We start from the raw sequence: 18,792 nt of genomic DNA, 5'->3' as shown, positions 1-18,792 counted from the left end.
TATAAAAGGAAAAATTATGAAGAATTTCAAAAAAATACTATTTCTTGCTTTAGGTGCTGTTGGCCTGTATTCATGCGAGAAATCCATTCAGGACTTTGGGCAAGTAGATTTTCTCGGCGCTGACGATGTCATTGTGAAGATCAATATGGCTTCGATTTATCCAGACGACCGCTATATGTACGTCAAATTTGATGGGCAGCGTGTTACATCACGCATCCGGGGACGTGAACCTTTTCCCGGTGGTGGTTACAATACACGCGGAGACTCACGACCTGATTTTTTAAAGTGGAAATCTGGAAACGTAAAGGTACAGGTTGCCCTACCCCATAAAACCGATGATGGGCGCGATTCTATTATTTTAGCTGAATCATCTGTCAGCCTGGCTGCTGGCAAGCGCTATACCATCCATATTACCGATACGGCACAGAACACAAAAATGATCTTGAATGAAGAGGATCTTTCACGCCCCGACAGCACGCAGGCCAGATATCGCTTTACCAATCTGATGCCCAATGTTCCATCGATTGATCTCTACTACGGCGCCGCGGCCACTGGAAGCGCAAATGCTATTGCAATTCAAGATTCGCTTGTCGCCAAAGACGTTAAATACCTCGAAACAAGTCCCTATTTCCAGCTGAACCGTATTGCCACGCGCACCTGGAAGATTCGCAAAGCAGGGTCTCCGGTCACAAATGGTACCGTTATCGCCTCCTATAGCAATGCCGGTTCTATCCTGGACCGCCGATCGTATGTCGTTTATGCCTTGGGCTATGATGGATTTACCAGCACCATTATGAAGCCCTATGTTTCATTTTTCTTAGTTCGATAGATATGAAAAGAAAAACAATTTTAAGTTCTGTCCTGCTGTGCATCAGCTGCATCAGTATTTTTTATTCCTGCAAACAAAGAGACGATTATCCATCCTTTGACGACAAGGTAGAAGAAACTGCACCCGTGGATCCTATCCCTGATGACAAGCAACTCGAGGCCGTTACCAAAACGATTATGGAACGGACCGATCTGATCAAAACTTTCCTGGTCGACTCGTCGGTCACCATCAGCACTGGACTTGTCAGAACGCATGTACGCTATGTCAATAAGCTCGACCAGCGTGTAAGCCTTCAATTATTGAAAGTTGATCTTTCCTCCAAAGATATATTTCCGGCCATCATGAGCGCTTTTGACGATTACCTCTATGTAAGCCAACCGATCGGAGACATGGCCAAGTACAATGAACCACGTTCGGGGGGAGAAATTTTAGCGGCAATAAATGCGGCTTTATCGTCTACCGTATCTTATATCAAAAATGGCAGGCAGATCAATGTCTCGACCAGCAATATTAAAACCAAGGAAAAGACCAGACCCTTTTTTGCGATCCGCAAGGACGGATCGCCTTACATTGGCAATTGTGTTGACACGACCAAATTTACTTTCGAGCCGTATGATCTGAATCAATTTAGTGGGCTGGTATCTGGCACCAACTGGGTTCGCTACCGCGGCTATAGTGTTTTGACTACCTCGGAAGTTGTGCAAGCGGTGACTGCCATAGGTCTATCTTCGGATAAAAAAACGATGTATGCCCTTGTTTTTGATGGGGGTGACACAAACTTTTCGGTGGGGATTGGCCTAAATGACGTCGCTGCTTTGATGGGAGCTTTGAATACCCATGATGCCTTTGTATTGAATAGTGGTGCTACAAGTGTCATGGTACAAAAAACCTTAACCGCTGATCCATTCAATCCGATCATCTGGAATCCGGTATCCAAGCCGTTAACCGCAGGTGGATCGGCCAGTATCAGCGGCATTGGATTTGTGAAACGCTCATCCATCAAAAACTGATGGTTTAATGCGACAAGGCAGACTCCAATGGTTGGTCCTATGCGCACCTGAAGCATAAGTAAAAGCCCCTGCATACGCCAGGGGCTTTTTAATAGAACAAACGTCTATATCTGTAATAAGCAATGATTCCATTCTTATTACCGAAAAATTCATTTCTTATTGCACAGAAAAACAAGCTATTATTGTGTTGCTATTGTTTAATGCATTGGGGTTAGACACAAGAATTCCGTATTCACCTTGCTCCATACCGCTAATACTCAATTTGTAAGAACTGTCTTTAAATTTTTTTGCCTGATAGGCCACGGAATCCTCATTACCGGTTGATCCCCCTGAAAATGTACCGACCTCAGCAATTTGAAATTTACGTTCCTTTTTAGTGGTTTCGAACTTAACAACGCTCACAATTGAAAGTGGATCAGACTTATTATCAAAACTCTTAACAATAAAAGTCACAGGTTGATTCGATGGAATTATTACCGGAGAAGTTCCGCCTTTGACGACCATTTTTGATTTTACTTTACCTATACCAATAATGTACATGGAAGCACTCGCTTTACTTTTGATTTTCACACTTTGCTTTTCAAGTGGAAGAGGTACTCCATCGCTTTTTACATATACCGCCTCCCCTATATATTCAGGTTCTTCAATATGGTCAAAATTTTGTTGGCTAAACCCTTGAAGGGCAAATGTCAATAGGCTAATGATTAATAAAATTCTTTTCATTTCTTGATTAATAAATTGCGTAAATATAGAAAAAGAAAATATATCCGTCCAAATATTACCGCATCTTTAAAATGAAAAAGCCACTCCCGTTCGGAAATGGCTAAACAAAATTATTTATATGCTTTAAATGTAAAAACAAACATTTTGAGTATGGTTGAATATACATCATGCAAAAAGGGTTATTTAATGAAAATAGTTACATGTGGCCACAGTATTGTTAGCATGCTCTAGAAAATCGCTTGAGCTATACCAAATACAAATTCAAGCTTACCAATTGTAGATTAACAAGCCCAGGTAAACTTGACATTTTGTAATATTGTATTACTCAGATAAAGAGCTTGCGTGTCTTCACACTCCATATGATGAGTGTATCCGCTGCAAATCATTAAGCTCTTATGTTAAATAATGGATTGATTTAAAAGTATAAACATATTTATGAGTGGATTTAAACAGAGCGAGTTAATCAAATTAGTTGGGCTAGCCTCAACAGATACCTCTTTGGTACAGTTTTTTGAACGTCATGGTTTAGGAAAGTTGCCAAAAACAATCACTAGCAATCAGGGGACAAAAAGCATTATTTGTAAATCATTGAATATATCATTTTGGTTTGCTTACGATATTATTAATGATCATTATCAACCCCCAATTAGCCCTCGTAACGACAATTATAAATTTAAAGCTTACTTATCCAGCATCATTTTCACGCATAGAGAACATTCTGATAAACATCCTGATCCCAAACCTGAAGAATTTTGGGATGTACTTCCTCCACCGAGCGCATCTCGGGAAGAGACAGAAATGGTAATGGGTCCACCAGTGCATATTAATGATGACACCTGGAGCTATAAATTGTCCATAGCGGAAGAAAAAATCCTTGTTTTGAACTATACTAAAAGTTCAAAAAACCAGCTATCCTATAATAGCTGGATATCGATACGTCAAGAGTCAGAAATTGTAAGCCGAGTTTTCTATGATCGCAAGAATGATTTTGAGAACTTTCCTTTTTTAAGACGAGCACACACTTCAATTATCAAATGGTTATTTGACAGCAGGTTTCTACAACTTACTGAGGATGTATATCAGTTGCCCCTAAAAGGAGATACCGAAACAATTTTGGATTTTGTTGAACATCACCTTAAGAATCATCTCTGGAAAAATCAAATGGTAGATATGGATCAGCTCTCGAGTTTTTTATATCATATTACAACAAATAGAATAGTACAAGATCCTGAAGGTAATCGTGTATCACTTTACATTCGCACCATCATATTAGAGATTTTAAATCAGGCTGAAGTTTTTGAACAGATTTATGAGCAGAATTTTAGCGCCACAGATCAGTTTCTAAATGATATTTTATTTGATGAAACCCTGTATAGCTATATTTCTACCGTTTTAACGGAAAAATTTAAATTATTTCAAAGCTGGAAAGCATCACGATGATGCTTTCTAGCCCTCCTTCCATATTCCCTTTCTCCATGCCTACGTTATCTATTTTTCTCAAAAAGGATGCTCATATCAGCAAATTCCCTATCAGCGTACAATAGCGAGAGACAGGAATCCCCCGAATATATAGCGCAATAAAAGCTGAAAATTCTTAAGCAGCTCGCTGCCTTTTACGATCTATTGAAACAAATCCTAACAGTAGCATGTTATCTGTGGAGGTCACTCTTTTTTTCAATCATACGTATTTCGTAGAAAACAAATTCATTTTTATGCTCAAATTGCCTATGACTTCTATTTACAAAAAAACCGCAGCGGCGTGTATCGTTGTGTTACTTTTTTTGATGATGACCGTTCTATTCGTCAAAGCAACCACGTTGTTACTCTTGCTATTTGGTGGAATACTATTCTCTATACTTTTTCATGCCATCTCTGCCAAAATAAGGCAATGGACAGGCTGCCATACCAAGATATCCCTGTTGCTCGCTATCGTTTGGGTGGTTGTCTGCTGTAGTGGCATATTCTATTTTATTGGCAATACTGCGGTAACCCAGTATAAAGAACTCGCTGCCACATTACCCGAAATGATAGACAATTTACAGCGTTACCTAGCCAATACAAACTGGGGTTCATATCTGATCGACAACATTGACAGTGCCGAAGATCAGATGAACACCGTCATTCAGCATTTGCCCCAGGTGTTTAGTGGAACCTTTGGTTTTTTTGGAGACCTTTACGCTTTCCTATTTTTGGGCATATTTATTATGATCTCCCCCAGAGAATATATGATCGGCATCCTCAGCCTCTTTCCAGATCAAAACAAGCAAACCGTCGAAACGGTGTTAGATAAAGTAGGTGAGCAACTGAAGATATGGTTGAAAGTGCAGCTGTTGGATATGCTCTTTGTTTTTACACTCACCGCGATATCATTGCTTATTTTAGGTATTGACCTTTGGTTAATTTTGGCCTTGATTGCAGGACTGTTGACCTTCATTCCCAATTTAGGTCCAACACTAGCACTCGTACCAGCGGCATTGGTCGGTCTGCTGGATGGCCCCGCAACGGCCTTGTATATTATCGCTATTTTCGTTGGCGTTCAAATTATAGAATCTGCAGTATTCGCACCTTTTGTTCAAAAGAAAATGCTGTCTTTACCGCCTGCTATGGTGCTCTTTTTTCAGTTGTTAATGGGCACACTCACAGGCCCCTTAGGCTTACTATTTGCAACACCCATCTTGGTCGCTATCGTCAATTTTGTCAATGAGATCTATGTAATGAGGGTATTGAAGCAAGAGACAGCAGGCGAGCTGATCGAAGAAATGGAACATCTGAAACAGGAAAATTGATCTGGTTTAAGTATCAGGTAATCTTAGCGCATCAATTTAGTCTCCTTTTTGCCTCAATAAAAGCGTTTGATAGAATTTTGATAACAAAGTACGCTTGGCCATCAAATCTGACGAATGTCATTTTGAACTCTGATAAAATTTCCTCTGGTCACTCTTTAAGGAATGAGCTTCATGAATTAATACAATCATTTCCCACTACAGCGATTTACAAAATGAGGTAAGGGTACCTGATTTAAAGGCATAGGCACCTGCTTATGCAGATGCCTAAATTCTATTTCTTCCTGAACATACGATTTAACAACCGGCTCAACAAAAAGCTGGCTAGTGTCCCTACAAGCGCTGTCAATGCACTGTACAGTAGCCCGCCCACTGAAAATGATGCCCAGACCCCACAAACGGTTCCACCAATGGTAGAAAGTTTAATATCACTCCAGCGCATCGGCTCCCCCCTTCCTGCGGATCCGTTTGACCGCTTTTTTATCCTTATCCAGATCATCGTCCTGTCGGCTCCCGTCCAGCAAATCTGCCGAAGCAGCTGTCTTTTCATTCGCCGGTCTGTCCGTATCTTTTTCTAGAACGGACTCCACAATGCCAAGCCCTAGCGCGATATATTTAACAACATTCAACGCCTTATTTGGCAATTTAACAGGTGCCAGCAGAATTACCTGCAGCACCTTTGCGATTTTATTTACGATTTTTTTCATTGATCTTACGTGTTCTTGGTCAGCCTTATCGCGAAAACTTATTCTCGATTTTTAAAGTGACCTGCCCAATTTTTACCCGTTCAATAATTGTCCTATACAACTGTTTATACGCTTCGGCCGATTGATATACCCCCCAGTCGTCATAACTTCTATGAAAATAGGTTCCGACCAGCAGGCAGCCTTCCGTATCGTCATGCGTATTGCCGATATGGATGTAAACGAGACTGAAATTGGGGATAGCCCTAATTTCGATCATACCTTCGTGCATATCCGGAAAACGCTTTTTGTAAGCGGTATTCATCCCGCCGTTCCTGTTGATCCCGAGTTTGTAGGTTCCCGCGGGAATAGCTGTCCGACCTTTTATCTTTACATCGCGCACGGTGTCCTCAAGACCATAACACTGGAAGGTTCCGTCGATGTAGAGTTCGGACAGGGTACTATTATTCCCCTGCCGAAAACGTTTTAGTGTCAGCTCCATACCTTACGGATTGCCATATACTAATTCATACGTATATTCATGCCCGGGCGTATCCGTCAGTGTAACCCGGTACTTCGCATTTTCGAAATTCGGATTATCGGCCTGCGCCTGGTACATCCACGATATCCCTTGTCCGTCCATGTCCTGCGCCATCCCTACCTCCAGCTCCAAGTCATTTGCATCGAAAATTCCGACCTCTACTTTCACCACCTTCATCACATCCTTCACCATAAACAAGATCTGATCCGTTTCGTTACCTTGATAACTACTATCGTCCCAACGACGAATCACCGGTGCCGTAAAGTAATCTTTAAAGGCTACATTATAGGCCGTCTGATTAATATTTGCCTTGGCCTGATAGGCCGCCTTTAGGTCAGGATCCTGTATCGCCGTACGGGCGTACAACGATGCATCAATAAAGCGATTCTGTACAGCAAGCTGTTTAATTGTGGGTGCTTTCTTATTTTGAAAAGTCGGTCTGCGGGCAATGATTGTCTGATTGCCACGTTGCCGGAATACGAGCATTTTGCCTACTGTCCCCGATGCTCCCTCCATGACGATATTACCTTTTGATTTTGCCATTACGTTTGTTTCTAAATGTTAAATAATCTGTCTAATGTCAAAACGAAGGGCGCCCATCATTGCCTTGACGATACAAATATGCACTCGAAATCAAGCGATGTCAATAGCGTCAAACAGATGCGGGGAAATACGGTTAAATCTGACGGAAAATGTTTAAAAACGGTTAAACAGATGAATCCAACGGTATGTGGCGGCGAGATGCCCCTGACTTATGTTATCCTTGTGCTTAACAAGGGCTTAGAAAGGGTCATCGTTTAGTTGTTGTAGTATGTTTCTTGTGCGAGGCTAGGGTGAAGCACATAATTGCCCAGATCCGGTCCATATAAAATCCGGGCAATTAGATCTCCTTTGCTATTTCTGCTTTTTGGGGTTTGCCCTGATGTGAGCTGCAATCTCATTTTTAAAGTAATAATCTTTGCCGTCGAGATTGTAAATCGGGAGCTGGGCTTTGATTTGCCCCAATTTAGTATCCCGTATATGAAGCAATGCCTTAAGATCGGTATTATCCAATATTTGCACCGCGCTATCGGCCAGGTTTTGGCTTAAATGCTGCGCTTCCGTGGCGATTACATGCACAGCCTGTACAAGCGCGCGTAATTCGGATCGAACTTCTTCAAAAAATTTTTCCATAATCTTTGTTAATTTAAACTATCATTCGGTTTATTAATTCAGTTTAATTCATCCCTCCCTACTTATCCGTCTGCTCATTCAAACACGTGCAGCTTCTGCCGAAGTTCCTTGATATAGCTACGGGTCACGGCAAAAGAGCGCTGAGGCCCCTCACTCATCACAATTTTATTCTTCAAAAAGGAAACAATAAAGTTCATATTGACGAGGGTCGATTGATCCACCTGAACAAATTCGGTTGCCGGTAGAAAATCGACAATTTCTTTTATGGTCTTTTTTGCCTTTCTCGGCACTGGATTGCCAAACCCATCCAATCGCATATTTCTTTCGAAAAAAGCCAGTTCATTGTCCCCTTTCACTTTCTGCACAAAGTAAATATCACTGAACTGTACTCTTTGGCACATTTTATCAGACATTTCGATAAAAGCAAATTCAGGTTGTGGCCTAAACGTGAGATTGATCGGAACAGCCAAACGTCGAAAAGCATTTTCTAGCGCTCTACAGACCATCGCAAATGTAGCCGGTTTGGGCATAAAGTCCGCTGCATCCAAACGATAAGAGCGCAGCGAAAACGCTTCATGCTCCGTCACAAATACAACCTCGGGTCTTTTCTTCGCATCAATAGACTCATAAAGATCCATTCCATTGAGCACAGTATCCTCAGTCCTCCGATTCAGCACAATATCCATAAAGAGTACATCATACTTGCTGGAGTGGATTTTTTGCAACGCATCTTTTTTATTATCCGCCACATCAATAAGCAGATCCAAATCTGTTTTTTCTAAAAGAGCTTTTAGTTTCTCAGCATCAGGTCGAAAATCTTCAACAATAAGAATAGGGATTATTGGCATACGCTATTATTTTTTAAAATACTCAGTTAAATCGTTTTCCGGTAGTTGTGGAGCAGCGTTAGCTGGACACTGAAAATGGAATGTTGTTCGCGATATTCAATCCGATAGGCTCCGGGCAATACCGCATCAAATAGTTCCCTAAGCAACTTATTGCCCTCCCCTGTATGCCCTTCTGAGCGCTTTCTGCAGACATAATTGATCATCTGGAAATGCAACTGACCATTTACCCGGGTCCATTCCATAATAATTTGGCCCTGTGTTCCCGACGGACTGTAGTTCAGCGCATTTTCAAACCACGAGAGCATCGATGCAGCAATGATAGAGCGGCTCCAATCGGTCGCAACGAGCACTTCTTCCCCCTTAAATAGCATGACGCGGTCCGTAAAACAGGAGGCCATCACCTTGAGCTGCTTCCATTCTTCAGCAACAGCTACTTTGACTTTTCGGTTTGCTGTCACTGCGATGATATATCGGAATAGTTCCAGTGTATCGTTTTGGTGCAGCAATTTATTCTGCTGCACGATCTTGATCCATTCTTTCACAAAGTGTCTGGAGAGACGTCCCGCCAGCCTGCCGGCCTCCAATTCCATTGTGAGCAGTTGAAATCTTAGCCGAAAAGAACAATATTTATAAACGATATGTACAAGCAAGGCTGTTTCCAGTGCCAATAAATTGCCTACCGCTATACGATTATGAAATTTCATTAAATGATAATCGGTCAGTTTACCGATAAAAGAAATACCATGAGCCGGGAGCCATGAATAGGTATAATATACCCAAAAATCCATGCTCAGGTAGTACCAACTACCAGCCGACAAGACCACGAGCAGCTTGCCATATAAACCACTCATTTGGAATACTTTTATGGCAAGCCAATAGAGCGTAAATGAAAACAGGTAGGGTCCGGTCAAGGCCAATAGATGTCGCATGGTCAATCGATGCCATACATGAATATTCATTTTGAGCAGCAGCAGCAGCAAGAATCCCGTTCCGATAAAAAATAAGATGTATCTACGCGTGAAAAACTGGGTTATTTTGGTCCGTCTATCTTCCATGATATCCTCTTTAAAACGTTGGCGAAATTGTTTTTTCTATAATTGGTGTACTTTGAACACTTAAATTACAAAAAACAAAGCGTAAAGAATAAATTAATTAAAAATAATATTTCGCTAAAAGGAAACATCATCCTTATCAAGAAATTATACAGCAACTCATTTACTTGTTTTCATACTTTTTACCCTTTTAGCAAATTACCCGTTTTTAGTTCGAAAAATTGACGGTTTTTCACGTCGAAAAAAAAGGCACGTTCTTGTAAATATATAGGCATTACCCACGTGAGTGCATCTTGTGAAACGACCTTTCTCTCTTTAAGATCCGGATGATAAAAATGAATCAAGGGCCAGTTTTCCCATGCTGTCCATTCCTTCATGACAATGCGGTTTATCGCCCTGTTTAATTTTCCCTTAAACCTCTGCATAAGCCCATCAGGTTGCTCCGCTCTTTTACAGCGCAGCCCTTTTGATAAAGCCAGATTCCACAGGCCATTGTTCTCATTTTTTTCCATCAGCAGAAAAGAGAGGGGAATATGAAACCGGAAGGCAAGCTCGGCGATACTCGCGTGGAAATACAGTCCACTAGCTGCGACGGGGACCTTTAGCAAAGATCGGGGCCCTTTAGCAGCCAAGCGATTCACCCCTTCGTCCGCGTCAAGGTATACCAGCACCAAACGCTTTTCATTTAGGTCCGAAAGTATATTTTTGAGCACTGTACGTCTTGAAGCATCGATATAGCGCAGGCTGTCTGCTTCGAGATTGTTATACTGCAGCAGGTGTTCAGTCTCTTTTTGTTCCTTTTTAATAATACTGGGCGAAGCTAGTACAGTAATTTTATAGCCTGCCGCAAGCAGATAGCGCGGTATCAGACGGTATGGGCCATAATGGAAAGAGATGACAATACCGCTAAGATCAGTTGGAAGCATTTCAAGACACCTGGCATCCAGCATTTGGTCCAGTTGGACGGGTTGCAGCATCTTGGCAAAAGACTGTCGGTAAGCGCTCCATCTCAGGTAATTCAGTTCAAGATCTTCGACAGTAAACTCCGGAAAAAAATTCCATACGTTGGCAAACCAAAACGGTTTGGTCAATTGGTTATTGTTCATTTAAATTGTGGTTTAAAAAAAATTTGGTTATTGTTCTATCAGTGAATAGCATCGCCTTCCGGCAGAAAGCGATGCTGAATTAGCGTTAAGGTATTTCTACCCAGCATTTTTCATCGTCAACAACATCCCCCATTTCCGGAAATAGCTGCATCATCTGAGGCAAAGTTAACCCCAGTTCGACGATCTGATCACTTGTCTGTATGTTGTCGTTCATGTTTGAATTGAATTAAACATCGGCCTGCAACGATACGGGTCAGGCCACTCCCGCTGGCTGTACAGCACTAAAATTGTATGAGCTAACGATCAAATGTGGATGAAATGTTTCAAAAAAAGGAAAAGAATGATAGGTTACAAAAAAAGGAGGCGAATTGACAATGACGGACGAAGAAGCAGAAAAAGAGGTCAGATATCCTTGTTTTTTTGCATGATTTCCTCAGAAATAGGTCATATATCATTTTTTTAGGTATTTCTCAATCCTCGATTTTACTTTTATAAACATGGATTGAGCCCTTTATAAAACCCGATTGACCGTATATCCAATGATCAAAACTTTTCATTTTATATTGCCCCAGGTGGCCCAATTTACCAGGCAAGTAAGAGCATTTTTGCCCAAGCTTCCCGATTCCCAACTACAGCGCTATGAGGATGCGAACATCCAATTGATAGAAGAATACATTGATTATCATAGCGTCATATTTTATCGCGTGCAGGCTCAGGTGCAAAGAACATTTCATTTGTCCGTGCAAACCAGTAAATCCGATTATCATCTGCTGTATAATAGACATTCCGTTTCGACCATTAAAATAGAACATGTCGCAAATAATAGTCACCTGCAGCTGCCTTCTGGATATGATACTTATGCCTACATTCCCAAAGGGAAGATGCAAACGCTTCTGGTGCAGGGAGAATATTTGATCTACGGTGTTCTGGTCGATATAGGATATATCCGGTCAGCCATATTTAAAGAAGACCATTTTCTATTTAAATTCAGTACAGCACATCTCCGCGACAAGAAACGACTCTATCAAAGTGCAGCATGGCCAATCAAAGAAAAGACAAGCTATCAGCTATCCAGAATTGAAGAGCATTTTTTCAATTATCATAAAGACAATGAAGCTATGGCGGTAAAACTTGTCTATGACCTTTTTGATATCGCCATTTACAAAAATTTTGAACACTATGAAAAGATAGATCCCGGTCAGTTCCTGGCCGAAAGGGCCAAGAGAATGATTAGGGATCAGGTAACGCAGACTTTTAGCACTTGTTCGATACAGGTTATTGCCGACCAGCTACAGATTGACATTAGTAAATTGGATAAGTTGTACAAAACCGTCTATGGTGAGACTCCCAGACAGACCTGGAACACGCTTATAATTCAAAAAGCAAAAGATCTACTTCTTGCAGGGCATTCGGTCAAGGAAGTTTCAAACTATTGCGGCTATGGGTCCCAGCAGAATTTTTCAGCTTTTTTTCGGAAACAGACGGGCATCTCCCCGAGCGCTTATAAATAAACAAACATTCCTATCCATCCCACCATATTTGGCATTTCCCCCTGAAATTAGACCTCTCGTCCCAAAAATGAGCGCTACCATTCAGTAATAAAAATACAACCTCAAAGAAGAGACCGGGCGCCATCGCACAAAAAATCATACAACGAGCTCCCCAAAAGTCATACATCTTAAGCTGATCACTGCAGTAACTTTGGTATAAGATAACAGAAAACAACTCCACGGCCGATCCAGGAGGATAATAAGGATAAGCGACAAGGATAAACTTAAACACATAAAAAAATGAAAAAAATTGCAAAACGAATTATTGGCGCACTGGGTACAGGAGCCTTAATTGCAGGTATTATTATCGGTGCTAATGCTCATGATAAAAAAGAAGAAATCAAAGTTGAAACAAAAGCTGAAACCGAACAATGGCATTTCGACGGAGCTTTAGATCCTGCTGATAACAATGTGGATAGTCCATCACAATATTCAAAAGGAGAAAGCACATCCTGCAACAATACAGCTGAAACAGTATGTAACTTAAATGCTCCAGCGAGCAGTACCAATCCAAATCAGCCAGATTTAAGCGCAATGGTCGGAAGCACGGGACAAACCGTATCGCAACGAATCAATGATGCGATAAGCAGCGGAATACCGAATGAAACGGTCACCTCCTTTCGATCCGAATAATATGCTGTATCTTAAAAAAAGAAAACCGAAGTCTTTTAGCCTTCGGTTTTCTTCTGGTTTCGTTACCTCGGATTCTGTGTCATCCCCGAAGTCCGGATAACATCTTGTGGGATGATAAATGTAAACCTAGGATCCCCTACCGGCAGAGTAAACTTCTTCGATTCATTGCCGTCGGTCAGTATGCGGTTCAAATCTTTCTTAAATCGATCATCTTGATTCAGCCTTCGGATATCCGACCAGCGTACTCCCCTAAATAAAAGTTCTTTTCTCCTTTCCCGCAGTATATAACGCAGCACCTCTTCTTGAGAGGAATACAGGGCGGGAAAAGTATAAGCTCCTGCGTATCGCATAGACAACAGTGTTGTTAGCGTCGTTTTCGCTTCTGAAATTTTATTTAGACGAGCGAAGCATTCCGATTTTATCAGAAATTGTTCATCCACAGCCAAGCCATTAAAGAAACTCGAACTATAATAACCGGCATAATTTCCTTTAAATGCTACAAATCCATTTGTTTTCTTGTTGAAAAATACGTTCTTCCGCAAATCATTTCCTTCATAACTGTTGTAAAGTAGGGTATCGACGTTTGCCCGTGCTGGACTCAGCATGCTCATACTGGAACTGTGTGCCCAAAATATGACTTCCGGATTGAAGGCTTCAAAAGGGGTCGTACTTGCTGTATTTCGCATGCTGTAATCCATCAATGTACTGTTACGGGCCAATGCCTCATTTGCATTGCTAAGGGCCTGTTCATAATTTTGCATGGTCAAGTATACCCTCGCCAATAAAGCATATGCAGCAGTTTTATTTGGCCGCGTAGCAAAAGTTACTGTCTCGGGGAGGAGTACTTTGGCCTCATGTAGATCGTTAAGAACCTGATCATAAGTCTCACTGATTGAAGACCGCTGCGATTTATCTTCAAAACTTGGAGTCAGGCGCAGTGGCAAGCCCAGCTTTTGCATATTGTGCGTTTCATCACCCGGTTTATATACTGGAACATATACCTGCGCCAGCTGAAAATACGTGTAGGCTCTCAAGAACAGCGCAAAGCCTTTTAGGCTATTGTATTCCAAAGTATTATTGTTCTCATCCGCCTGTAGCCTATCCAATACGGTGTTAGCGTAGAAAATAATTAGATAGCAATTTCTCCATTGCAGGTTGACGTTGATCGACTGAAATTGGGGATTCGGTTCCCAAGTATAGGCCTGCTTATCAAATTCGGTTAATTTATTCAAAACCGATGCTTCCAGAAAAAAGTCATCCGTATTCAGTTCAATCAATCCCGGCCCAGTATATAAATTAATCGTTGAATTATTATCCAGCAAGGCCTGAAGATCTTTCAAAGTGTTGGGTACTGCCAAAGCACCATCGCTTTTTTCATCAAGGAATTTATTACAGGAATTTAAGAACATTCCTATGAGAACAACGAGAAGCAGCGCAGTCTTTACGCGCAGCGATGTATATATCAATTTCATCATCTTATAAATTAATGTTAATACCCAAGGAGTAAATACGTCCTGGCGGAATCGTGAAATAATCCGGATCCACCCCTTTTTTATTCGCCCGCCACAAGATGCCTACATTATTGATGGAGGCCGTGAGCTGCGCCGGGAATTTTGGGAAGGCGTAGCGCAGTCCGATGTCCTGAAGTCTGACGACATCCCCTTTGAGCACATTAGGTTCCGCGTACTTATAAAAATTGTCGCGATTTCCGTTTCCGGGATATACAAGAGAGGGCACAGTAGTATAATTTTCATCACCTGGATTTTGCCATCGCTTATAGTAGTCGCCATGTGCGGCTGCCCCGTCAAATAAACCGTTGTATCCGATGGTCCGATTTCTGAAGTAATGCCCAAATTTATAGTTTACGGAAAACGTCAGCTGGAGTGTTTTATAAGACAGCATTCCCCTTAAAAAACCATAGTACCGGGGCAATGCCGATCCATAATAATGCAGATTTTGAAGCGAGTCGTTCAGAAGTTTTTGGTAATCCTTGGAGATTTCCCCGTTGAGATAGCCTTGCGGATCCCCATTCTGTGGATCTAGGCCGGCAAAGCGGTACGCAAAAACGGGATAAAGCTCCTTTTGCAGGATCGGATTGAGCGCCCTAGGGCCAGATTCGGCGTAATTTTGTGAGGAAGACAGCGTACCATTAAATTTCGTCACCGTGCTTTTGGCATGTGATAAGCCCACCGTAATTTTCCATTGCAATGGACTTCCCAAAGATGAGGTCACGTCTATTTTCGCATCAAATCCTTTGCCACGGATCTCGCCAATATTTCGGTCGGCCGTCAAAAACCCTGTTGTCGGATCCAGTTCGTCTGGTGCTATCAGATCAATTGACCATTTGTCAAACCATTCAAACGAGCCAGAGAGTCTATTTCCGAGTACCGCAAAATCAATCCCATTATTCCATGTTCGCACTTCCTCCCACTTCAGATACGGGTTTGGAGGCGTATTGATCAAGCCGTAGGGATAGTTCGTAAATGGAGCAGTGCCTACATACAACATGATAGGGTCTTTATTTGCTCCATTTGCCAGGTTTCCGCTCGTTCCGAATGTACTTCGCAATTTGAGACTATTGAGCCAGTGGAGATTCTGCATAAAGCCCTCTTTGGACACTGTCCAGGATAGACCCGTAGACCATAGCGGATTCCACCTGTTGTTGGCGACAGCACCAAACACATTGCTTCCATCTTTGCGCATGGACGCTGTCCATGTATATTTTTGGCGCAGTGAATAGGCTGCATTGGCAAAAACAGAGACAAAACGTTGAATATATTTCGAATTGGAGCCATAATAAGGGATATAGCTATTTCCGTAAAGGTTATCATAGGTTGGGTAAGCATTGACATAATCCACCTTTTGAACAGTCAAGACATTCGGATCCACGCCATAATTGCGATACGAGTTTCCCTGGATTGTTCTGTTGCTCAATTCCGCGCCGAGCAGCATATTGAATTCGTGTTGCTCATACCATGTTTTCGCAAAGTTGATCTGCCCCCGTACCCGATGACCGATGAGGTTGCTATAAGATCGATCTTCAATTGCACCCGCGGGAAGATTACGTTTCACTCCCCCATTATTGACCTGAGTAAATCGATTGACCAGGTCACGTACAAAATAGCTATCTTCCCTATAAAAATTGTTCCCATGGATCTGTTGGTTTTCGAGGCCGTAGATGAGCTGCGCATTTAAACCCGCCAATAGTTGGTATTGAGCAGTCAGGTTTACAGCGAGATGATTCAACGAGGTTTTGGTTTTGCTTTCCTGCAGATCCGTATAAGGATTGAAACTCCAGTCGTATAAGTTGCCCTTACCAACGGTATCCACATAATTCTGATTAAGCTGATAAGGGATTGATAAGGGATTACCATTTTCGTCAAATATTCTTGTATAAGGGTAATACACAAAATTGGTAATTCCTGCAGATGAAACATTTTGTGTAGCTGTATAAGCAAAATTTGCCTGAAGACTGAGTTTTTTATTTAACCGAAGAGTGTTGTTTTGACGCAGGGTAATCCGGTCTGAATGTTTCAAAATTTCGTTTCCGATAGATTTGTCCCAGCCCACGGAAAGACTATGATCGGACATTGCAGTGCCTGTATTTAAGCGCAAATAATGTTGCTGCAGCGATCCCCAGCGGTAGAATTTTTCCCGATCTTTCCGGACATCATTGTTTCGCCATCCATCCATGATCAGGTCAGCCTTAGTTCTGTCCATTTCCCCGGTACGTACTTTTTGCAGCAGATCGACTACAGGTGAGAGTACTGTTTTTCGCAAAGTAAGGGGGTTGGAAAAAAGATTATCATAATGCCCCCGTTCAAATAGCATCCTCTCCACATCGATAAAGTCTGTCGATTTTACGATCGGATCATAATACAGGTCTTCTGGGGTTTGTAGCGTCCAATTGGTAGAAAAGTCAACTCTAAATTTATTGGATGCTTTTTTAGTTGTGATCACGATGACTCCATTCCCGGCCCTAGCACCCCATATTGAAGTTGCTGCGGCATCCTTCAGTAAAGTCACCGACTCCACATCATTAGGATTTAGCTGATTGATATCCCCTTCAAAAGGAAAATTATCCACGACAATAAGTGGGCTTATAATTCCCCCCAGAAAAGAATTCATACCCCGAATATTTAACTGCGGACTTTTATTTCTATTATCAAATTGTAAGCCTGTTGCCAGACCATCGAGCTGTCCGAGAATATTGGAGGACACCCTTCTTTTCAGAAGACTGCCATTTAATTGTTCAAATGATCCCGTTGCACGTTCACGGGGTAGCTGCTGGAATCCATCGCTATACACCACGGCCTCTTCCAATTGGATCGTTGCTTTTTTTAGCACAATGTTGACAGGCACTTCGTCTACGATAAGCAAAGTATCTGTCATATAGCCCACCTTACTGCTATAGACGACGAAAGGAAGCTTGGGAAGGATAATGTTAAAATTACCTTCACGATCTGTAGCACCTAGTTCTCCAATTTTATTGCTGCGTAAGACGACCTCAGGAATGCCCTTTCCATGTTGATCCTGCACCTGGCCTTTCCACCTGTGCTGGCCGTAAGTTAGGCTGCTGAGAAACATTATACAGCACATCATTAAGCCTTTCATTGCTTCCCTCCTTTCATTCTTTCTACCATGCCGCGGACTTGATCATCATTGAGGAAGTTAGCGGTTGAGGAAGCCTGCAACCGGCCGTATTCATCCAACCAAATATATATTGGAACCGATTGGTGCGGGAACAATTGTTTAAGATATACGTCATTTACAATAGATGCTGTTTGTGTAGGCTGCCCAGTGCCTTCGCCGGTCAATACTGTCGCTATCTTTTGGGTATCTGTATCGAAACTATTGACAAGTATAAAGTTCATACGATCTCTATAGATCTGCTTAAATTGGTCAACTTTTGGAAATTTCGCTATACAGGAGGGGCACCAAGTTGCCCAAAAGTCCAGGATCAGCGGTTTGCCACGATATTTTTCGAGAGTTTGACGGGTATATTTTCCGTTCTCAAAGATCATGAACTCGTGCGACCAAAACTCTTCTGGCACCCTAAATCCTAGCATGACAGGCTGGGCAATATTAAGCCCATCCGCCCCGCTGTCCTTGCGGGGAGTTTGGGCAGATAAACTAAACATAGAAACCAAACACAGCAGCATCACTCGTGCTCGTTTGCTTTTAAAAGCCTTGTGTAAATTATATAGTATTGTTTTCATCATCTTAAGGTTTTGGTTGGTTAATGGATTGAAAAAAATCGTTGATTTTTTTGGTCAGTCTGATTTCCTCCATATTCGCTTCCAGAGCTGACAGTCTAATTTGGCCCGTATCTAAATGGCGGCTATGCGTCAGGAAATAGGCTATTAGCGCGCGCAGAATATCCGACAAAAACAACGTTTGCTGTAGAGCCTCTAATTTGCTTTCAGTAGCTTCGCCGAGGGTTTTGCATTTGAGATCCAATGCATAGAGGTTTTCGCGTATTGCGACTAGCGAATAATGATCCCAAAAGTTTTCGATACATTTTAATGGATCGTAACTGTCTTCATGGATCTCATAGAATGGCCTGTCGAGATGCAGGAGATCTTCATAAATCGCTTTCATGTGTTTAGTTTTTAGCGGTGACCATAGCACATGGCATTCCCTATCCGACCGAAATCAGCTTTTTTGTGGGAACCTGAATGGGTTCAGGTCACAGCGGTTAAAAAATAAGAAATAGGTTATCGGGCGCGGTGCAGGACAGTTACACGTAATTTGATAGAGACGATACCGCGTCCGTTGGTAAAATAAAAAACCGACCTTTTTTATAGAATTTCTATAACAGTATTTTTCTCAAATCTTTGCTTTTGAAATCGGAAACCCTT

General features: G+C 41.9%; 21 protein-coding genes. 7 read left to right on the top strand and 14 right to left on the bottom strand.

Annotated features, from left to right (window positions below; all coding sequences use genetic code 11):
* Positions 1-16 precede the first annotated feature (16 nt).
* Positions 17-829 (top strand): DUF4397 domain-containing protein, encoded by an 813-nt coding sequence (locus B2W36_RS07355; RefSeq protein ID WP_293887170.1) that lies wholly within the window; start codon positions 17-19, stop codon positions 827-829.
* Positions 830-831: 2 nt separating this feature from the next.
* A complete protein-coding gene (locus B2W36_RS07350; protein ID WP_293887169.1) occupies positions 832-1,839 on the top strand; it encodes a phosphodiester glycosidase family protein in 1,008 nt (335 codons plus the stop codon).
* Between the two features lie 156 nt (positions 1,840-1,995).
* Here the strand turns inward: B2W36_RS07350 and B2W36_RS07345 are convergent, their stop codons facing one another.
* Positions 1,996-2,562 (bottom strand): hypothetical protein, encoded by a 567-nt coding sequence (locus B2W36_RS07345; RefSeq protein ID WP_293887168.1) that lies wholly within the window; start codon positions 2,560-2,562, stop codon positions 1,996-1,998.
* A 435-nt stretch (positions 2,563-2,997) separates the two neighbouring features.
* On the opposite strand from B2W36_RS07345, the gene B2W36_RS07340 reads away from it, so the two are divergent.
* The gene (locus B2W36_RS07340; RefSeq protein ID WP_293887167.1) at positions 2,998-4,002 is read left to right on the top strand and encodes a hypothetical protein; all 1,005 of its coding nucleotides are present in this window, start codon (positions 2,998-3,000) and stop codon (positions 4,000-4,002) included.
* A gap of 272 nt (positions 4,003-4,274) precedes the next feature.
* A complete protein-coding gene (locus B2W36_RS07335; protein ID WP_293887166.1) occupies positions 4,275-5,348 on the top strand; it encodes an AI-2E family transporter in 1,074 nt (357 codons plus the stop codon).
* A 425-nt stretch (positions 5,349-5,773) separates the two neighbouring features.
* Here the strand turns inward: B2W36_RS07335 and B2W36_RS07330 are convergent, their stop codons facing one another.
* Genes B2W36_RS07330 through B2W36_RS07320 form a run of 3 tightly spaced genes read right to left on the bottom strand, consistent with a single transcriptional unit; the run spans position 5,774 to position 7,112 of the window.
* A complete protein-coding gene (locus tag B2W36_RS07330; RefSeq protein ID WP_293887165.1) occupies positions 5,774-6,052 on the bottom strand; it encodes a hypothetical protein in 279 nt (92 codons plus the stop codon).
* Between the two features lie 25 nt (positions 6,053-6,077).
* Entirely contained in the window at positions 6,078-6,530 is a 453-nt protein-coding gene (locus tag B2W36_RS07325) for a DUF5675 family protein (RefSeq protein ID WP_293887164.1), read from the bottom strand.
* 3 nt (positions 6,531-6,533) lie between these two features.
* Complete coding sequence (locus tag B2W36_RS07320; RefSeq protein ID WP_293887163.1) at positions 6,534-7,112, bottom strand: hypothetical protein; 579 nt, start codon at positions 7,110-7,112, stop codon at positions 6,534-6,536.
* Between the two features lie 78 nt (positions 7,113-7,190).
* Here B2W36_RS07320 and B2W36_RS07315 point away from each other — a divergent pair, with 78 nt between their 5' ends.
* Entirely contained in the window at positions 7,191-7,370 is a 180-nt protein-coding gene (locus B2W36_RS07315; RefSeq protein WP_293887162.1) for a hypothetical protein, read from the top strand.
* Between the two features lie 93 nt (positions 7,371-7,463).
* On the opposite strand, the gene B2W36_RS07310 is transcribed toward B2W36_RS07315, so the two are convergent.
* From B2W36_RS07310 to B2W36_RS07290, 5 genes are all read right to left on the bottom strand, one after another.
* Complete coding sequence (locus B2W36_RS07310) at positions 7,464-7,742, bottom strand: hypothetical protein (RefSeq protein WP_293887161.1); 279 nt, start codon at positions 7,740-7,742, stop codon at positions 7,464-7,466.
* A gap of 74 nt (positions 7,743-7,816) precedes the next feature.
* Entirely contained in the window at positions 7,817-8,590 is a 774-nt protein-coding gene (locus B2W36_RS07305; protein ID WP_293887160.1) for a LytR/AlgR family response regulator transcription factor, read from the bottom strand.
* A 26-nt stretch (positions 8,591-8,616) separates the two neighbouring features.
* Complete coding sequence (locus B2W36_RS07300; RefSeq protein WP_293887159.1) at positions 8,617-9,645, bottom strand: hypothetical protein; 1,029 nt, start codon at positions 9,643-9,645, stop codon at positions 8,617-8,619.
* Positions 9,646-9,824: 179 nt separating this feature from the next.
* Positions 9,825-10,748 carry a hypothetical protein gene (locus B2W36_RS07295; protein WP_293887158.1) on the bottom strand — a complete coding sequence of 308 codons (924 nt, stop codon included), beginning with the start codon at positions 10,746-10,748 and terminating at the stop codon, positions 9,825-9,827.
* A gap of 85 nt (positions 10,749-10,833) precedes the next feature.
* Positions 10,834-10,962: a hypothetical protein gene (locus tag B2W36_RS07290; RefSeq protein WP_286766751.1), complete on the bottom strand. Its 129-nt coding sequence runs from the start codon at positions 10,960-10,962 to the stop codon at positions 10,834-10,836.
* Positions 10,963-11,287: 325 nt separating this feature from the next.
* Between B2W36_RS07290 and B2W36_RS07285 the strand changes: the two genes are divergently transcribed.
* On the top strand, positions 11,288-12,259 hold the full coding sequence (locus tag B2W36_RS07285; RefSeq protein WP_293887157.1) for a helix-turn-helix domain-containing protein: 972 nt from the start codon (positions 11,288-11,290) through the stop codon (positions 12,257-12,259).
* Between the two features lie 10 nt (positions 12,260-12,269).
* Here B2W36_RS07285 and B2W36_RS07280 read toward each other — a convergent pair whose 3' ends face one another.
* Positions 12,270-12,530, bottom strand: a complete 261-nt coding sequence (locus tag B2W36_RS07280; protein ID WP_293887156.1) for a hypothetical protein — start codon at positions 12,528-12,530, stop codon at positions 12,270-12,272.
* Between the two features lie 8 nt (positions 12,531-12,538).
* Between B2W36_RS07280 and B2W36_RS07275 the strand changes: the two genes are divergently transcribed.
* Positions 12,539-12,931 (top strand): hypothetical protein, encoded by a 393-nt coding sequence (locus B2W36_RS07275; protein WP_293887155.1) that lies wholly within the window; start codon positions 12,539-12,541, stop codon positions 12,929-12,931.
* 62 nt (positions 12,932-12,993) lie between these two features.
* On the opposite strand, the gene B2W36_RS07270 is transcribed toward B2W36_RS07275, so the two are convergent.
* Genes B2W36_RS07270 through B2W36_RS07255 form a run of 4 tightly spaced genes read right to left on the bottom strand, consistent with a single transcriptional unit; the run spans position 12,994 to position 18,532 of the window.
* The gene (locus tag B2W36_RS07270; protein WP_293887154.1) at positions 12,994-14,406 is read right to left on the bottom strand and encodes a RagB/SusD family nutrient uptake outer membrane protein; all 1,413 of its coding nucleotides are present in this window, start codon (positions 14,404-14,406) and stop codon (positions 12,994-12,996) included.
* Between the two features lies 1 nt (position 14,407).
* Entirely contained in the window at positions 14,408-17,533 is a 3,126-nt protein-coding gene (locus tag B2W36_RS07265; RefSeq protein ID WP_293887153.1) for a SusC/RagA family TonB-linked outer membrane protein, read from the bottom strand.
* A gap of 8 nt (positions 17,534-17,541) precedes the next feature.
* Positions 17,542-18,150, bottom strand: a complete 609-nt coding sequence (locus B2W36_RS07260; protein WP_293887152.1) for a TlpA family protein disulfide reductase — start codon at positions 18,148-18,150, stop codon at positions 17,542-17,544.
* A gap of 4 nt (positions 18,151-18,154) precedes the next feature.
* Complete coding sequence (locus tag B2W36_RS07255) at positions 18,155-18,532, bottom strand: hypothetical protein (RefSeq protein WP_293887151.1); 378 nt, start codon at positions 18,530-18,532, stop codon at positions 18,155-18,157.
* Positions 18,533-18,792 lie beyond the last annotated feature (260 nt).

The sequence above is a fragment of the Sphingobacterium sp. UBA3549 genome (genome assembly GCF_002376635.1).
In the GTDB taxonomy this organism is placed as follows: Bacteria; Bacteroidota; Bacteroidia; order Sphingobacteriales; family Sphingobacteriaceae; genus Sphingobacterium.
This window is presented reverse-complemented; position numbering and strand designations above follow the sequence as displayed.

Excerpts from the sequence above, each read along its gene's own strand:
- B2W36_RS07355 (WP_293887170.1), top strand. The coding sequence starts at position 17 with ATGAAGAATTTCAAAAAAATACTATTTCTTGCTTTAGGTGCTGTTGGC.
- B2W36_RS07350 (WP_293887169.1), top strand. The coding sequence starts at position 832 with ATGAAAAGAAAAACAATTTTAAGTTCTGTCCTGCTGTGCATCAGCTGC.
- B2W36_RS07345 (WP_293887168.1), bottom strand. The coding sequence starts at position 2,562 with ATGAAAAGAATTTTATTAATCATTAGCCTATTGACATTTGCCCTTCAA.
- B2W36_RS07340 (WP_293887167.1), top strand. The coding sequence starts at position 2,998 with ATGAGTGGATTTAAACAGAGCGAGTTAATCAAATTAGTTGGGCTAGCC.
- B2W36_RS07335 (WP_293887166.1), top strand. The coding sequence starts at position 4,275 with ATGCTCAAATTGCCTATGACTTCTATTTACAAAAAAACCGCAGCGGCG.
- B2W36_RS07330 (WP_293887165.1), bottom strand. The coding sequence starts at position 6,052 with ATGAAAAAAATCGTAAATAAAATCGCAAAGGTGCTGCAGGTAATTCTG.
- B2W36_RS07325 (WP_293887164.1), bottom strand. The coding sequence starts at position 6,530 with ATGGAGCTGACACTAAAACGTTTTCGGCAGGGGAATAATAGTACCCTG.
- B2W36_RS07320 (WP_293887163.1), bottom strand. The coding sequence starts at position 7,112 with ATGGCAAAATCAAAAGGTAATATCGTCATGGAGGGAGCATCGGGGACA.
- B2W36_RS07315 (WP_293887162.1), top strand. The coding sequence starts at position 7,191 with ATGCACTCGAAATCAAGCGATGTCAATAGCGTCAAACAGATGCGGGGA.
- B2W36_RS07310 (WP_293887161.1), bottom strand. The coding sequence starts at position 7,742 with ATGGAAAAATTTTTTGAAGAAGTTCGATCCGAATTACGCGCGCTTGTA.
- B2W36_RS07305 (WP_293887160.1), bottom strand. The coding sequence starts at position 8,590 with ATGCCAATAATCCCTATTCTTATTGTTGAAGATTTTCGACCTGATGCT.
- B2W36_RS07300 (WP_293887159.1), bottom strand. The coding sequence starts at position 9,645 with ATGGAAGATAGACGGACCAAAATAACCCAGTTTTTCACGCGTAGATAC.
- B2W36_RS07295 (WP_293887158.1), bottom strand. The coding sequence starts at position 10,748 with ATGAACAATAACCAATTGACCAAACCGTTTTGGTTTGCCAACGTATGG.
- B2W36_RS07290 (WP_286766751.1), bottom strand. The coding sequence starts at position 10,962 with ATGAACGACAACATACAGACAAGTGATCAGATCGTCGAACTGGGGTTA.
- B2W36_RS07285 (WP_293887157.1), top strand. The coding sequence starts at position 11,288 with ATGATCAAAACTTTTCATTTTATATTGCCCCAGGTGGCCCAATTTACC.
- B2W36_RS07275 (WP_293887155.1), top strand. The coding sequence starts at position 12,539 with ATGAAAAAAATTGCAAAACGAATTATTGGCGCACTGGGTACAGGAGCC.
- B2W36_RS07270 (WP_293887154.1), bottom strand. The coding sequence starts at position 14,406 with ATGATGAAATTGATATATACATCGCTGCGCGTAAAGACTGCGCTGCTT.
- B2W36_RS07265 (WP_293887153.1), bottom strand. The coding sequence starts at position 17,533 with ATGATGTGCTGTATAATGTTTCTCAGCAGCCTAACTTACGGCCAGCAC.
- B2W36_RS07260 (WP_293887152.1), bottom strand. The coding sequence starts at position 18,150 with ATGAAAACAATACTATATAATTTACACAAGGCTTTTAAAAGCAAACGA.
- B2W36_RS07255 (WP_293887151.1), bottom strand. The coding sequence starts at position 18,532 with ATGAAAGCGATTTATGAAGATCTCCTGCATCTCGACAGGCCATTCTAT.